The organism is Mesorhizobium sp. P2_C7, assembly GCF_056404515.1.
This window is the reverse complement of record NZ_JBFUDW010000003.1, coordinates 1-15710: the sequence shown is the minus strand read 5'-3', so window position 1 is coordinate 15710 and position 15710 is coordinate 1. Positions and strand designations below refer to the sequence as shown.

The following is a 15710-nucleotide window of genomic DNA, read 5'->3' as shown; positions in this document are numbered from 1 at the left end:
GACGTCGACGATCTCCGGCCTTGAACCTCAGACGGCCATCCGCGGGGTGATCCGCGGTTGCCGGCGTGGTGGAAGAGCCGGTTGCCCGATGCCGGCCCGTGGAACCAGGTGACGCTGTGTTCGCCGCAACGGCGCTTATGGTTTAGGCTCCATCGCTTACATAGGGCTGGTCTTCTCGACATCAGGAGGATTTGATCCGTGCTCGCCCGCGTCGACGCCGTCGCACCTCTGCCCGAAAATGTGCTCAGCCTGTCGACGGCGCGGCGGGCCTGGAACGGCGTTTCTCTCGACGTCAATGAATGGCGCGGCTCCGGCAGGGTGGCTCACCAATTTCCCCACGGGACGGAGACCCGCCTAATTGCCCTGCTGGAAGAGGTCGGCAGCCCGTGTGAACCACGGCTGCGCGAGAACCAGCCTTGCCCCGCCGGCTACAGGCCCAGGCACATGGACTTCGCCCCTGCCGGCATGGAGATGTGGGGCTATAGCGCCGACGTCCGCTTCGTTCGAGACGCCACGCTGATGTTCGATTTCGCCGCCATGGACGAAAGGCTGGCTACCCGGTTCGATCGCAAAGCGGTCTCGACGCCGCGGCTGCGTTTTGCCGATGACCGCATCTGGACCCTGGTCAAGCTGCTCGCCGAGGTGGTGAACGACACCGATCCGTCGGCGCAGCTCTACGGCGATGGGCTGACCGTGGCGATCATGGCGCGACTGTTCGTCGATCCGCTGGAGCCCGGCGCCGACGCCAAGGGCCTGGCGCCCTGGCAGCTTCGGCGTGTCATCGACCATCTCGATGCGCACCTGCCCGAGCGTGTCGACCTCGTGCGGCTGGCGGCACTGGCCGGCCTGTCGCAATCGCACTTCAGTCGGGCGTTCAAGGCCTCGACCGGCATGGCGCCGTATCGCTGGCAACTCGACGCCCGCATCCGGCGCGCGCAGGCACTGCTCATCGACAGCCGCGCCACGCTCGACCAGGTGGCCGAGGCCACCGGCTTTGCCGATGCCGTGCACTTTGGACGCACGTTCCGCAAGCTCATCGGCGCGACCCCGGCGACGTGGCGGCGCGACCGCAAAAGCTGATCGCAACGTGACAGCGGCCGATCGCAAGGCGACAGCGGATTCAGGCTGGAAATAGCAGGATCGAACAGTGCGTTGCGCCCTATGATGGAGCAATAGTCCCTCGACCGGGCAGGCGAGACATCGGATTGAGCACTTTGCGACATCCGCCTCCCCGGAACTCCTGATCCGGAAGGTGGAAGATGACCGCAGAACCGATCGACTATGATGCCCTGATGCAGGCTAACCTTGCCCGCGTGTTCGGCGAGCGCGATGCCGTCCGCCGGATGAGCGCCATTGCAAAAATCTATGCCGACGACGCGGTGCTATATGAACCGCATGCGGCGGCAACGGGCCATATCGCTATCAATCAGGCGGTGGAAGCGCTGCTGTCGAGCCTGCCGGCAGACTTCGTCTTCACGGCGACCGGCCCTGCCGTCGGTCACCACGGCATCGGGCGGCTGCGCTGGCAATCCGGCCCGCCCAACGGTCCCGTCGCCGTGACCGGCACTGATGTCGCGCATTTCCAGGGCGACCTCATCCATTCCCTTTACGTTTTTCTCGATCCCGCCGGCGCCTGATGCATGTCGCCCAAAAGTGCGCAGCGGTTTGGGACAACGACATGCACAAAAAACAGAAACTTAAAGCGCGTCGACTGGAGCCGTTTCAACACGACGCGCTTTAACCAGTCGCCCGCAGATCCAAGGAGTTTCCCATGCCCAAAACCGGCCTCGAAGCCCTGCTTCGCCCCGAAGACAGTATCCTGGTGCTGATCGACCATCAACCGTATCAGTTCACCAATCTCAACAGCCACGAACCGACGATAGTCGTCAATAACGTCGTTGGCCTGGCCAAGACGGCCAAGGTCTTCAATGTACCGACGATCCTGACGACCGTGCTCGAGGAGCGCGGCGGCTACATCATCAAGGGGCTGCAGGATGTCTTTCCGGAGCAGAAACCGATCGACCGCACCTTTATCAACACCTGGCAAGACCCCAAAGTCACCGACATCGTGAAGAAGAGCGGACGCAAGCAGCTCGTGCTCGCCGCGCTCTACACCGAGATTTGCCTGGCGATGCCGGCGATCCAGGCGCTGGCCGAAGGCTATGACGTGTTCATCGTCACTGATGCCTCAGGCGGCGTCTCGCTGGAGGCGCATGACATGGCCGTGCGCCGCATGGTCGCCGCAGGCGCAGTGCCGATCACCTGGATGGCGGTGCTGGGCGAATGGCAGCGCGACTGGGCCCGCGAAGACACGGCCGCCGGTGTCGCCGGCGTCGTAGCCGAACATGGCGGTGCCAGTGGCGTCGCCTTCGCCTGGGAAATGCAGCTGCTCGCCACCCGCGCCAAAGCCGGCGCCTGAACAGGCCCGCACGTCAAGAGGCCCGTGCTTCGAGAAAGGCTAGCCATGTCCGCCGCGCCCATCCGCATCGGCTACTGCCTGTCGCTGACCGGCCCGCTCGCGGGCAACAGCCGGTCGGCGCAGCTCGCGCATGACATCTGGCGGGAAGACACCAACCGACGGGGCGGCTTGCTCGGCCGCCCTGTCGAACTCGTCTGCCACGATGACCATGGTGACGCCTCGCTCGTGCCTGGCCTCTACAAGCGGATGATGGACGACGACAAGGTCGACCTGGTCATCGGCGGCTACGGCACCAACACGGTTTTGCCGGCAATGCCGCTGATCATCGAACGGCAGCGCTTCTTCGTCGGCCTGATGGGCCTCGGCGTCAACGCGCTCGCCTATCCCAACTATTTCGCCATGATCCCGACCGGGCCGGATCCGAACGCGGCACTGACCGAAGGCTTTTTCGCGCTCGCCGCGCAGCAGAGGCCTCGGCCCGCGACGGTGGCGCTCTTATCCGCCGACGCGGAATTTTCCAGGAATCCCATTCTCGGCGCCAAGGCAAACGCCGACAAATACGACTTCAGCATCGTTCATGAGGCCACTTATCCGCTGACGACAACCGACTTTAAGCCGGTCCTTGATGCCGTCGCCAAGAGTGGCTGCGACCTCTTGTTTCTGTGTTCATACCTTCAGGATTCGATCGACTTGGTGCGCGCCATCCATGCGCACCGGTTCCGCCCGAAGATGGTTGGCGCCGGCATGATCGGGCCGCAGAACACGGCGGTCAAGACGGCGCTCGGCCCGCTGCTCAATGGCTTCGTCAACTACGAATATTGGGTCCCCGTCTCCAGGATGATGTTCCCCGGCGTTCAGGAGTTTCTGGACACTTACCAGGCGCGAGCCGGCGATGCCGGCGTCGACCTCTTGGGGCACTATATGGCGCCGCTCGCCTTTGCGCAGATGCAGGTGGTTGCCCAGGCAATCGAGGCGACCGGCGGCTTCGACGACGCCGCCCTGTCGGCATACACGCGCGAAGCGATCTTCGACACCGTCATGGGCGCCGTCCGCTTCGGGGTGAACGGCGAATGGGCGCGGCCACGCGTCCTCCAGGTTCAGTTCCAAGGCATCTCCGGCCATGAGGCTGGCCAGTTCCGCAACGGATCGAGGCAGATCGTGGTGTCGCCACCAGACTTCGCCTCCGGTGAGCTGATCTTTCCCTATGCGCAAGCCCGCTCTGCCGGGTGAAGGGCTTTGCTTGCGGCTTCCCGTTGGGCTTTGGGAGGAGCGAACCGTGCGGGCAACCCACGAAAGAGCCGGCGATCATGCTGCATCGCGCAAAACCCAATAATTCCAATTCATTCCATGCGTAACCGGGGCCAAATACGTATAGTAAATTATAGATTTTCGAGTTTTGCGCACGATTTAAGAAAGATCTGAGCTTTTCTCATTCTCCTAGCCGGGTTTTTTTCCAATCAACCGGAGCGGGCAGATCCATACAGCTCAACGACAGGGTTGAAATGCTGGGGAAAATCGCCAAAAAAGGGTGAAATCCGGGCGGCTTTGTCAACCTTTATCGCTTGCTCACACAAGTATTTCGGCTTGGTAGATTTTTTGTGTTGCGCTGCACAATGCGGTAGCCGAACCATCCCTTGGGGGACTCGTTTAACGACTGGACATAGGCCGTGAAGGATTCCCTGGCTTGACCGAATTGAGCTGCCTGTCTGTCGATTTCGAGCTCGGCCTGAGCGGACTCGCAAGGCGCGGGTTTGATGGCGCCGGCCCAGTGGCGGGTCTCGTCCGCCTTGGCCTGCCGTTCGAAATGGCCGGCTTGCGGCTTCATCGCGGACATCACGTCGGCGGACGCCGCTGATGGGAAACAGCCGCGACATCCAACTGGATGCATTGAGGGCCATCGCCGTGACGATGGTTCTGTACTCCCATTTCTTCGCGGCCGGAGGATCATCCTTCTGGGGCCATATCGGCGTGCGGCTGTTCTTCGTGCTGAGCGGCTTCCTGATCACACGCCTGCTGCTGGAAGCGCGTTCGGCCGCCGAATTTGAAACCGGCGCCGCGTTGCGAGCCTTCTACATCAGGCGGGCGCTGCGGATATTTCCTCCCTATTTCGCCGTGCTGGGTTTCGTTTGGGTTTTCGACCTGGAACAGGCCAGGCCATCGCTGCTCTGGCATGCGCTCTATCTGTCGAATTTCTGGTATGCGCTGCGCAATGACTGGACGCCCTGGGTGTTGTGCCATTTCTGGAGCCTGAGCATCGAGGAGCAGTTCTATGTCGCCTGGCCACTGATCGTCCTGCTGGTTCCGCGCCGGCGCTTCGAGCCGATCTGCATCGGCATCATCCTGCTGTCGCTGGCCTATCGCTTCTACTGGCCGGTCGCCGCCACCCCAGCGCTGGCACGCGACCTGCTGCCGCCAGCATCCATGGATGCGCTGGCGTCGGGTGCGCTGCTTGCCTGCTGGCGGTCCAGAGGTGCTGCCCTGCCGTCATGGATGCGGCTGGGCTGGCCTGCCTTCGCGGCCGCATTCCTGATGATCGAGTGGTTTGTCCCGGCGCCTCCAGATCCGACGCTGGAATGGGCCCGCTGGCTGCTGCTGCAAGTCCTGCCCCTGGTGCCGCTGATGGCCATCGTCGCGTCCTGTTCGAGCGGCACCCTCGGCAAGCTTGCCGAGCTGCCGCCGCTGCTCGCTTTCGGCCGCATCAGCTACGGCGTTTATCTCTATCATCCGATATTGTTGTCGCTCGCCGTCAAGTCGCAGCCGTGGATTCCGCTCAATGTCTCGGAGCAAGGGCCAGGGCGGCTGCTGGTAGCAAGCGCCGCCACGATCGTCGTGGCCTCGATTTCCTGGGTGGTTTTCGAAAGGCCGCTCAACCGCCTGAAGCGCCACTTCCCCTATGTGGCGCGCACCCATGCCGCGCCGGCACACGCCGGCCATGCCGGCTGGGTCGCGAGGGCGCCCGGCCGATCGCCCGATGGCCCAGCGCCATCGCTCGACCTCCAGCGAACGGATGCGAGACCATGACCGCCGCGCCGCTCGTCTCCGTCCTGCTGCCGGTCTACAACGCCGGGCCCTATCTCGCTGCCGCGCTGGGAAGCATCCTGCGGCAGGACTACTGCCGCGTGGAGGTCATCGCCATCGATGACGGGTCGACCGACAATTCGCTCGAAATCCTCGAGCGATACCGGCAAGCCGACAGCCGCATCTCGATCATCTCGCGCGAAAACCGCGGCCTCGTGGCGACGCTCAACGAAGGGCTCCAGAATGCCCAGGGCGAACTGGTCGCACGGATGGACGCGGACGACGTCGCCTATCCCTGGCGCCTGTCGCGCCAGGTGGCGCTGTTCGAGCGGCGGCCCGAACTTGGCTTCTGCGGCGCCGGGGTCGACATGTTGATCCGCGGCCGCATCGCCAGGGGCAAGCCCGATCCGGTGTTCCAGTTCGGCCGCATTCCCATATTGGCGATGTTCTTCACCATCTTCATGCACCCGACGGTCGTCTACAACAGGAAGGTCATCGAAGACGGCGATCTCCACTACGACAAGACCTACAGGCACGCCGAGGATTTCGATCTTTTCAGGCGACTGGCCGGCCGCTACCCGGCAGCCATGATGCCCGAAAACCTGGTCGTCTACCGCATCCATCAGGCAAGCGTGACCAGCCGGCACAGCAAGGAGATGCGCAGGACGCATTTGCGGATCGTGGCGGAGAATCTCGAGCGCGAGGGCCTCGCGGAAACCACGCGAGACCTGCGCGACATCGGCGATGCGGTCAGCCTCGACACCGTTGCCCGTGCGGCCAACTTTATCGTCGCGCTGGAGGAGGAGATCTGCTCGCTGCCGGCCGAGACGCGACGGAGCTTCGAGGCCGGCGCACTGAACCTGTTCTATTTCCTTTACCAGCTCGTCGCCGACGAAAAGCAGCCCTCGCTGACGCATGAATTGCTGACGCGGACCGCGAAATGGAACGTCATCCGGCGCCGGGAGAAATATGCGCTGCGGCCGGGCTCCTGGGCGCCCTGGCTCAGCCTTGCCTCGCTGTCGGCCGGCAGGCAGGCGGACGCCCTGGCATACTTCTTCAAATCCGCGCCCGCCGAGACGGTCCTGGCGCCTTATCAGTTGAGTTAGAGGGGATGACCGTCAAAGCCCACCAACCCCTGCAGCGCGATCGTTCGACAGCGCTCGGCGCCGGCTCGGCCAATCCGCGCCCCGAACGATCGACGCCCGAAGTCAGCTTCATCATCTGTACGCGCAACCGCGTCGCCGTGCTCGAGGCTTGCATCAAGTCGGTGCAGGCCGCGTGCCGCGCCCATGCCGGCTTCGCCGCCGAGCTGGTGGTCGTCGACAACGGCTCGAGCGACCGCACGGCGGAACGCCTGGCCAGCATCGCCGCCATGTCGGACATTCCATTCACGCCGGTTCACGAGCCCCGCCCCGGATTGGCGACTGCCCGTAACGCCGGGTTGAAGCGCGCGCGGGGCCGTGTGCTGGTCTTTGTCGATGATGATTGCGCCGTCCATTGCGACTACCTGCGCGACCTGGAGCGACACTATGCGTCCGGGGAACAATGGCTCATCCGGGGCGGCCGTGTCGAACTTGGCGATCCCAGGGATTTGCCGTTCACGATCAAGCGCTCGCGGGTACGCGAGCGGCTGACGCCGGATGTCCATCCCGGCGGTTTCGTGCTGGGCTGCAACATGACGATGCACCGCGATGTCGCGGCCCGTATCGGCAATTTCGACGAACGCTTCGGCGCCGGCGGTCCGTTGCGATCGGCGGAGGATACCGACTATCTCGTGCGCGCGGTGCTGCTCGGCATCGCGGTCGAATATGTGCCGGACATGACGATCTTCCATCATCACGGCCGGCGCGATCGCAAATCCATCGAAAAGCTCCACCGCGACTACAGCCTGGGCAATGGCGGGCTCTGCCTGAAACATGTTCGCCATGCGCCCTGGCTGCTGCGTCATTTCTACTGGGCCGCGAGAGCCGCTCTCCGGGAATCGGCGGGCGGGCCTGCATTCGATCGTGAACTCGACCTGTCGCATTGGCCGATCGTCGGCATGAATTTGCTCGGCGCCGTCAGATTCGCGGTTCTCCTGCTGGCGAGACGGGCGCAGGGTGCGCCGGTGCGACAAGATCAACAGGCAAATGCCGAAGCGAGTTGAACCGCCATAATGCCATTGCTACCGCCAAGCCTGCCGATGCTGTTCCGGACGTTCGGAAAGAAGCAACTGCGCCTGCTTCCGGCCGTGGTGGTCCTCGGCCTGGTCGGCGCCGTCCTCGAAGGGTTCGGCATCGGCCTGATCATCCCGTTGCTGGGCATTATCATGGGACACGGCGATGCAACCGGAATGGGCGGCTTTTCCGCCGTCCTCCAGCATGTCGGATCGGGCCTCAGCGAGCGCGACCGGCTTATGGTCATTTCGGTCGCCATCCTCGGCTCGATCGTCCTGAAGAACATTTTCGCCTTCGCCAACACGCTGCTGACGACCTTCATCTACGGCAAGGCTAGTCATTCGATCCGCAGCGCCTTGTCGGAGCGACTGTTGCGGGTCGGCTACCCATTCTTCCTGCGGCAGAGTCCAGGACGGCTGCTCAACATCATCTCCAACGAATCCTGGCGGGCATCGGATGCGATCCAGATCATGCTGTCGGCCATCGTCAGCGCATCGGCCGCCATCATCCTGCTGGCTTTTCTGCTGCTGCTTTCGTGGCGCATGACGCTGTTGGTCACGCTGGGACTGGCCGTCGTCCAGATTGCGCACGCCATCCTCTCGGCCAATCTGAAGGGACCCAGCCGCAGCGTCGCCTCGCGCAACAGTCACCTCGCATCGCAGATGCTCCATTTGGTGCATGCCGGACGCCTGATCCGCATCTTCGGACAGGAGAGCCGGGAGAAGGCGACATTCGATACGGCGTCCGATGCGGTCCGCCGCGCCTCCTTCGTCCTGCTAGTCCGCCAGGGAGCGTTGCCGCCGCTGACGGAGGTTCTCCACGCCGTGCTGTTCCTGGCGGTGGTGATCGGTGCCTGGCTGGCGCAGGTGAATTTCCCGCTGATCATCGCGTTTGTCATCCTGCTCTACAGGCTGCAGCCGCATATGCGGGCCTTGCAAGGGTCGTGGAGCCAGTTGCAAGGCCTGAGCGGATCGCTCGAAGAGGTGACATGGATGCTGGATCCGTCCGGCAAGCCTCAACCGCCGCAAGGCGATGGGCCGTTCCACGGCCTGCGCCAGGGCATCAAGTTCGATGACGTGACGTTCACCTATTCCGGCACGGACCGCCGCGAGGTGGTGCTGCATTCGGCGACTTTCGAAATCCGCGGCGGCCGCTCGACGGCACTGATCGGCCGCTCGGGCGCCGGCAAGACGACGATCGTCAACCTTCTGTGCCGCTTCGTGGAGCCGGACACCGGCAGGATTCTCGTCGATGGATCACCGCTCGACGGGATCGACGCCAGCCAGTGGCGCCAGCACATCGCACTGGCCAGCCAGGAACTGGAGCTGGTCGATGGCACCATTTTTGAAAACATAACCTACGGGCAGGACGCGGCCACGGCCGCCGAAGCCGAGCGTGCCGCGAGACTGGCCGAGGCGCATGAATTCATCGAACGGCTCCCGCTCGGCTACGAAACGCTCGTCGGCTACAGGGGTATCAACCTCTCGGCGGGACAGCGGCAGCGGATCGCACTGGCCAGGGCCCTGGTGCGCGATCCCGACCTCCTGATCCTGGACGAGGCCACCAACGCCGTCGACGGCCTGTCGGAGGCAGCCATCGTCGAGACCCTGAAGTCGAGAGCCGGCCGCCGCACGACCATCGTCATCAGCCACCATCACAGCACGATCTCGTTCTGCGACGACGTGGTGATCCTGAGCGGCGGCAGGGTGAAGAAGCAGGCACCTTTCGGCGCCCTGGCATCGCTCACCATGGACGAGCTTTACCAGCACGAGCCGCTCGCCGCCCCAGGCGGGGCGGGAGCGAAGCGACGTCGCGGCGAGCCCGCGAAGTAGGCTACGGCGTCGCGCGGAGGTTCCTGCGGGCGCGCCGCCTGCCCGTTGCACGTGCTTTTTCCGCCACGACGCCGGTGATCTCGACCACGGTGCTCTCACGCGGTCTGCCGCTGGTGGCCTTGTGGAGCCGCTCGTAGGGCAGCAATTCCTTGATCCTGGCATTGAGCGACACGATTTCGTCCCTGAGGTCCTCGCATTCCTGCCTCTGGACATCGAGCTGTATCTGTTCCGACGCCTGTTGCAGCACAAGCTGTGAAAAATTGGCGTTCACTTTCGAAAGGCTCGCCTTGTCGCTTTCGTTCTCTTCGATGAGCGCGGACAATTTTTCATCGGCGATTTTCTTTTCGGCCAGCGTGTCGTTCAATTCAGTCTTGAGCCTGGCGATCTCGCCGGTGGCATCGCTGTTCTCGTTCGAGGCCCACTCCAGCCGCGATTGCAGGTCCTCGATCTCGGAACGCAACCCGCGCATTTGCGTCTGGCTGCGCGCCAGTTCCGCTTCCCGGTCGCCTTCCACCATGCTGGCCGTTTCGGTCATTCCCGAAAGCTTCGCCTGTGCGGCCTCGAGCGACTTCTGGAGCCGCACCTCCTCTTTCTCGCTCTTGGCGAGCGCGGCGAGCAGTTCCGCAAACCGCGCTGCTTCGCTGGCATGGATCGCCGAGAGCTCGTCGAGCCGGTGGCGCGCCTGGGATTCCCGCTTCAGAGCCTTGTCGAGCTCCATCGACAGGCTGACATGCTTTTCGCGCAGCATCTTGCTCTCGCGCAAGCGCCTGTTGGCCTCGACCGTCCTGGCGGTCAGCCGCTTGGCGATGTCGCCGAAGTCCGCGTCGCGCTTTGCGCTCGCATTGGCTGCCTCCGCGAGTTCCAGCCTTGTCGCGGCAAGCGTCGCGCGAAGTCCGTCCCTGTCCTGGACCAGGCTTGTCTCGCGCTGTTGCAGCACTTCGCAGGTGCTTTCACGCTCGCGCAGCTTTCGCCCCGCATCGTGCAGCTTTTCCGACAGCGTTCTTTGTTCGGCGATGAGCGCGGCATTTGCCAACTCCAGCTCATTGGCGCGAAGAATGTCGCCATGCAGGATGTTGAGGTATTCGCGCGTCAAATGGTGTGAGGTCGCGATCTCCGACAGCTTGCCGGTGATCTCCTCCATATAGTCCCTGGCGTCATGGAACAGCCCTTCGAAGGCGCTCAACGCAGCCAATCGGGTCTGGGCGTGGGACGTCAGCCGCGGCCCGGTTTCGGGACTGTCCGGATTGCCCGCACCGTCTGCGTTCTCCGCACCATCCGCGTTTGCCGCATTGGCCTCGGGTGGCGGGTCGTCAGGTGCCGCCGTGGAATCCGGGACCTCGTCGCTCTTTGGCGGCGCCTCGTCCTCGGCGTTGAGACTAGCGTCCAGCGCATCCGCCAGATCGATCTGCAGTTCCTGTAGTGCGGTATCTACGTCTTCAGCGCGCTTGATCAAGCCCTTGAAGTTCATGCCCGAACTCCCCTACCCATACCCAACCCAGTACTTAACAAAATGCTAATGTATCATTACATCCGCGGCTTCCGTATGGGAAGCCCCGCCTGTAGAATGCTGAAACTAGGGGATTTCTCGCTTGCGTCCAGTGGCCTGAAGTCGCCGCCGCGCACCATTTTTCGTGGCAAAGCCCGCGCCGCCGCGCGTGAGCTCCAGAGGTGCCTCGGAGAAAACTTGTCTCATTCCGGCTTACCATACGGCAAGATGATTGTCGCAGGCGAGACTGACCACGCTACCCCAAAAGTGGAGGTACCAAACGTAGGTGGGTTGGCGCCGACCCTCCACAAAATGTGGGTTTCTCGCCCTACGGAAGTGGGGGGACAGGCTCGACCCCCAAATGAATTCAGAGGAAGCTTGCCGGTGTGGCAGGCCCCCTCCCCGACCGCTTCGCGATCTCCCCACCTCCCCCTTGTGGGGGGTAAGCCATCGGTTCGCGAAGCGAATTCATCGTGCCGGTGGCACGATGAAAGACAGCGAACGCCGGGACGCTGCGCAGCAGCGGGGACCCGGCAGACGAGACCGAAGGTCCGGGTGGGGTGCCTGGCGCCGCCCCTTCGATCCGCTTTGCGGATCGACCCTCCCACAAGGGGGAGGGTAAAATCAGCCCGCCATCGCCAGCGGCACGGCGCTCTTGTTGGGGATCTGGATGTCGATTTCCAGCGTCGACATGGTCTCGCCGCGATCCATCGAGACCTGCAGATAGTCCTGGTCGATCTGCACATGCTTGGCGATGACGGCCATGATCTCCTCGCGCAGGATGGAGACGAGGTCGGGCTGGCTGCGGTTGCGGCGCTCATAGGCGAGCAGCACTTGCAGCCGCTCGCGCGCCACCGGCGCACTGGAGCGCCGCTTGAAGATGTCGAGCAGGTTCATGCCGCCCTCCTTCCCAAAAGACGATCGAGGAAACCCTTGCGTTCGAACGGCACGACGACGGGCAAGTCCTCGCCCTCGAGCCGCCTGGCGGCGTCGATATAAGCCTTGGCGGCCGCGTTGAGCGGCTCCGACAGCGTCACCGGCGAACCGAGGTTGGAGGCCCTCAACACATCCTGGCTCTCGGGAATGATGCCGAGCAGCGGCGTCGACAGGATCTCCAGCACATCGTCGATGGAGAGCATTTCGCCGCGCGCGGCGCGCGCCGCGTCATAGCGTGTGACCAGCACATGCTTGGCGATCTGCTCGCCATGCTCGGCCCGCAGCGTGCGGGCGTCGAGCAGGCCGATGATGCGATCGGAATCGCGCACCGAGCTCACTTCCGGATTGGTGACGATGACCGCCTCGTCGGCAAAGCGCATGGCAAGTTGCGCGCCGCGCTCGATGCCGGCCGGGCTGTCGCAGAACACATAGTCGAACACCGAGCGCAGCTTGTCGATGACTTCGCCGACGCCGTCTTCGGTCAGCGCATCCTTGTCGCGCGTCTGCGAGGCCGGCAGCAGGAACAGCGTCTCCACCCGCTTGTCGCGGATCAGCGCCTGCGAAAGCTTGGCCGAGCCCTGGATGACGTTGACGAGATCGAACACCACGCGGCGTTCGGCGCCCATGATCAGGTCGAGGTTGCGCAGGCCGACGTCGAAATCGACGAGCGCCACCTTCTTGCCGGTCTTGGCGACCGCGGCGCCCAGGGCTGCCGTCGAGGTCGTCTTGCCGACGCCCCCCTTGCCCGAGGTGACCACCACTACCTTGCCCATGAAAATGCCTCCGTTGTTGTTATGTCGTTGGTCGAGCGGCCCTGCCGGCCGCAACAAATGTCAGCTGAGCGGCGCGACGCGCAGCCCGTCCCCGTCGAGAAATGCCTGGATCGGCTTGCCGCGCGAAACACCTTCCATCTCCTCGGCGGTGACATACCAGCCGTCGACCGCCAGAAGCTCGGCCTCGTTGCGGCGGCAGAAGATGCGCGCGCCCTTGTTGCCGAGCGCACCTGCCGAAGCGCGCCCGCGCAGCGTGCCATAGACATGGATCGAGCCCGCCGCGATGATCTCCGAGCCGGAAGCGACCGAGCCGAGCACGATGACATCGCCATGCGGATGCACGATCGCCTGGCCGGAGCGGATCGGCGACTTGATCATCAGCGTGCCCGAAGCCTCCTGCCCAACCTGCGGCTCGCTCTCGCCTGCTTTGCTTGCGCCAACCTTGTCGGCCTGCACGCGCCCCACATCCGCGCGTCCAGCACCTGCGCGATCCGCGTCCGCACGAACCTCTGGCGCCTCGCCCTCGGCCTTCTCCTCCGCCCTCGCCTTGCGGCCGGGCAGCAGGCCGTCGGTCGTCGCCTCCTTGGCGCCGACCAGCACCGGCGGCAATTCGGCGCCGAGCGAAGCGCCTTCGAGCTCGATGGCATAGACGCGGATGTCGCGCGTGCCGAGTTCCGCCACCAGCGCCGCGATATCGCTTGGCTGCGGCTTCAGCGTGTTCAGATCGAGCAGCACCGGCCGGCCGCTGAAATAGCCGGGCGAGTTGCCGATCCAATGATCCAGCCCCTCCAGCCAGGCCCCCAAAGGCGCCTCCGGCGTCAGCGTGAAAGCGACGAACGAGCGGGCGCGAAAGCGAATGGATTTGGCCTCGAGGGGAGCGGCAAAAGTCACTGGCGGCGAATCCTTACTGATAGGTAAACGCTAGCGAGTGAATGGTTAACGAATGGTTAATGCGTGGGGGTGCAACTTGGCAACTGCGCGAGAAATCGGCGGGTCTACTAGGGCCAGTAGCGGACGCTGACCGGCTACATGCCGAACGTCTTGATAGGGGCCGAAAACGGAACGTCCGCTTTCGGGATGACTCCGCTAGAAAGCCGACCTTTGCATCCAGCGTTGTGCTGCCCTCTTTGCGCCAAAAGCGGCCCCTGCTTTGAGGGCGGCGGGATGCCGCGTAATCTCATTGGAAGAGCGGGCGAAACGACGAGCTAGATCGGATGACATTTCTCCGATGAACGAAGGTCAGGTCTTGGCGGCCACATTGCATCGGGAGCGACGTGCTTCGCTGCGATCTTCTCGGAGGTCGTCGTTCCGTCTGCTTTGGGTAGCCTCGGTCTTAGATGCGGCTGAGAGGACGTTTGTTTGCGTCCCGCATCGCTCAGCGCTCATGGTGACTCGCCGAAATACTTGGCATGCAACTGCTCCACGAGCCCGCGCTCATGTGCGCCCAGAATTTCGACCGTCAGCCGCCTGGTCAAGGGACTGTTGCGTGCAAGACCGAAGCCGTACTTATCCGGCTCGAAGAGGCCTCCGATGACACTGACCCGTTCTTCGGGGTGCGTATGCGCATAATATTCGAGCACGGGCGCATCGCCGACGATCGCGTCGATTCTGCCGTCACGCAAAGCCGCTACCGCTTCCTCGATGTTCGGGAACGATTGCCGGTCGAAACCGGAGTTGCGGGCAAAATCCTCCGACACACTGCCGGTGAATACCCCGACCGACTTGCCGGGAAGATCGGCAAGGCTGTTGACCTGGTTGGTCAATGAAAGGGTGGTCATCACGCTCGTTACGGATGAGGTGACATAGGCGAGCACAGCAATCCCGAATATTAGCCACAAGCCCTGCCATACCCGTCCAATCCAACCGAAAACATTCTTTCGGCCGGATGCTTTGCCTGAGGCAACTGACATGATCGAGAAAAAGCTCTCCGCTATTCCGTCACGCCATCGACGCGGAAAGGCGGGATCAAACTTCCGGTCGAAGATGGTCAGCGATACGGTCGCCGCCGCGATGACAAAGGCGAGCCACGCATAGGCGCGAAGGAAGCCTGCGTCCCTCAAACCCGCCACAACGTCCAGGAATCCTGTGCCTTGATGCTCGTTGACCATGATCCTCTGTCCGGCATCGAACCACGGATGAGTGAAATCGATCCGCTGCGCCCGGCCTTGTGTAATAGTGAGATTGGTGACGGCAACGTCGATCTCGCCGTTTGCCGCGGCGTCGATCAGGGCACTAACCGTCGGGTAGGGGCGGTACTGGCTTTGCAAGCCCTGCGATGCCGCGATCGACTCCCAGAGTTCGACCGCCATTCCGGTGAAGCTACCTTTCTCCTGTATGACAAATGGCGGGCTGAGATAGAGGCCGACGCCGACTGGCTGTTTGGCTTGAGGCGTTTCCTGCCCAAGTGGACTGCTTACGGCCAGCAGGCTGAACAACACGGCTAGGCAGAGAGCGTTCCTCGACATGAAAGAGTTCCCGCCTGCGGAAGCATTGACGAAATCGTCCCCTCCGGCCTTTCTCGAGACAATGGCCTGAGAGAACGCGCATTACCGAATCTATAACAAGCCGGGTGTGCGATCCGAAATCATGAATTTGTGTCCCGTTTCCGATAGATACCGTCTAGCTTGGGAGGAGACAGCGAAGCGATCTGAGCCGACGGAAGCCACGGGCGTAGTATTCGGTGAGGTCGCGCAAAGGCTTGGAGCTCCGGTCGCGTGTCACAAGAGGCTGGGGTTCGCACTACATTTCGACCGTCGCAGGTATGTCCACTTGGAACAGCGCTTCGAATGTCGCCTTCCCGGGCGCAAACCGCGACCTCCGGAGTCCTCGGTTGCGATGTCTTCTGTGGATGGCTCCCGCGATGCAAGGGGTGATTTGACGTTTCTGACGATTGGGTCAGGTGCGGTCTTCTGTCCGGCCTGTTGATGCAGTCGTTCATGTTGACCGCTGGCCTTGATGGTATCCGCGAGTCAGGTCCCACTCTGCTTTGCGGGCAATGATGCCCACGACATTCGCACGGGTTATCCCAGCTCCCGGTATGACCGGTTCGCCATCACATCTCATCGCCCTTGCAACTGGTGAACTTCTTTT

14 protein-coding genes are annotated in these 15710 nt (G+C 63.1%); 8 read left to right on the top strand and 6 right to left on the bottom strand.

Translation table 11 applies throughout. The features are described 5' to 3' along the window. The first annotated feature begins 198 nt into the window (after positions 1–198). From AC1D2G_RS07755 to AC1D2G_RS07740, 4 genes are all read left to right on the top strand, one after another. Complete coding sequence (locus AC1D2G_RS07755) at positions 199–1080, top strand: helix-turn-helix domain-containing protein (RefSeq protein WP_477395874.1); 882 nt, start codon at positions 199–201, stop codon at positions 1078–1080. Positions 1081–1259: 179 nt separating this feature from the next. Then, positions 1260–1637, top strand: a complete 378-nt coding sequence (locus tag AC1D2G_RS07750; RefSeq protein WP_477395873.1) for a nuclear transport factor 2-like protein — start codon at positions 1260–1262, stop codon at positions 1635–1637. A gap of 134 nt (positions 1638–1771) precedes the next feature. Beyond that, positions 1772–2419, top strand: a complete 648-nt coding sequence (locus tag AC1D2G_RS07745; RefSeq protein WP_477413095.1) for a hydrolase — start codon at positions 1772–1774, stop codon at positions 2417–2419. A 45-nt stretch (positions 2420–2464) separates the two neighbouring features. Next, positions 2465–3649 carry an amino acid ABC transporter substrate-binding protein gene (locus AC1D2G_RS07740; protein ID WP_477413094.1) on the top strand — a complete coding sequence of 395 codons (1185 nt, stop codon included), beginning with the start codon at positions 2465–2467 and terminating at the stop codon, positions 3647–3649. Between the two features lie 325 nt (positions 3650–3974). On the opposite strand, the gene AC1D2G_RS07735 is transcribed toward AC1D2G_RS07740, so the two are convergent. Then, entirely contained in the window at positions 3975–4244 is a 270-nt protein-coding gene (locus AC1D2G_RS07735) for a hypothetical protein (protein ID WP_477413092.1), read from the bottom strand. Positions 4245–4273: 29 nt separating this feature from the next. Between AC1D2G_RS07735 and AC1D2G_RS07730 the strand changes: the two genes are divergently transcribed. Genes AC1D2G_RS07730 through AC1D2G_RS07715 form a run of 4 tightly spaced genes read left to right on the top strand, consistent with a single transcriptional unit; the run spans position 4274 to position 9425 of the window. Further along, positions 4274–5440, top strand: coding sequence for an acyltransferase family protein (locus tag AC1D2G_RS07730; protein WP_477413090.1), 1167 nt, complete (start codon positions 4274–4276; stop codon positions 5438–5440). Further along, entirely contained in the window at positions 5437–6543 is a 1107-nt protein-coding gene (locus tag AC1D2G_RS07725; protein WP_477413088.1) for a glycosyltransferase family 2 protein, read from the top strand. Before AC1D2G_RS07730 ends, AC1D2G_RS07725 begins: the two co-directional genes overlap by 4 nt. Positions 6544–6548: 5 nt before the next feature. Next, positions 6549–7583 carry a glycosyltransferase family 2 protein gene (locus AC1D2G_RS07720; protein WP_477413086.1) on the top strand — a complete coding sequence of 345 codons (1035 nt, stop codon included), beginning with the start codon at positions 6549–6551 and terminating at the stop codon, positions 7581–7583. A gap of 9 nt (positions 7584–7592) precedes the next feature. Then, on the top strand, positions 7593–9425 hold the full coding sequence (locus AC1D2G_RS07715) for an ABC transporter ATP-binding protein (protein WP_477413084.1): 1833 nt from the start codon (positions 7593–7595) through the stop codon (positions 9423–9425). 1 nt (position 9426) lies between these two features. On the opposite strand, the gene AC1D2G_RS07710 is transcribed toward AC1D2G_RS07715, so the two are convergent. From AC1D2G_RS07710 to AC1D2G_RS07690, 5 genes are all read right to left on the bottom strand, one after another. Further along, positions 9427–10893 (bottom strand): coiled-coil domain-containing protein, encoded by a 1467-nt coding sequence (locus AC1D2G_RS07710; RefSeq protein ID WP_477413082.1) that lies wholly within the window; start codon positions 10891–10893, stop codon positions 9427–9429. A gap of 642 nt (positions 10894–11535) precedes the next feature. Continuing rightward, positions 11536–11808: a cell division topological specificity factor MinE gene (minE, locus tag AC1D2G_RS07705; RefSeq protein ID WP_024501686.1), complete on the bottom strand. Its 273-nt coding sequence runs from the start codon at positions 11806–11808 to the stop codon at positions 11536–11538. Continuing rightward, complete coding sequence (gene minD / locus AC1D2G_RS07700) at positions 11805–12620, bottom strand: septum site-determining protein MinD (RefSeq protein ID WP_477226767.1); 816 nt, start codon at positions 12618–12620, stop codon at positions 11805–11807. The genes minE and minD overlap by 4 nt, the downstream gene beginning before the upstream one ends. A 60-nt stretch (positions 12621–12680) precedes the next feature. Then, positions 12681–13511 carry a septum site-determining protein MinC gene (minC, locus tag AC1D2G_RS07695; protein WP_477413080.1) on the bottom strand — a complete coding sequence of 277 codons (831 nt, stop codon included), beginning with the start codon at positions 13509–13511 and terminating at the stop codon, positions 12681–12683. A gap of 491 nt (positions 13512–14002) precedes the next feature. Then, complete coding sequence (locus AC1D2G_RS07690; protein WP_477413078.1) at positions 14003–15085, bottom strand: transporter substrate-binding domain-containing protein; 1083 nt, start codon at positions 15083–15085, stop codon at positions 14003–14005. Positions 15086–15710 lie beyond the last annotated feature (625 nt).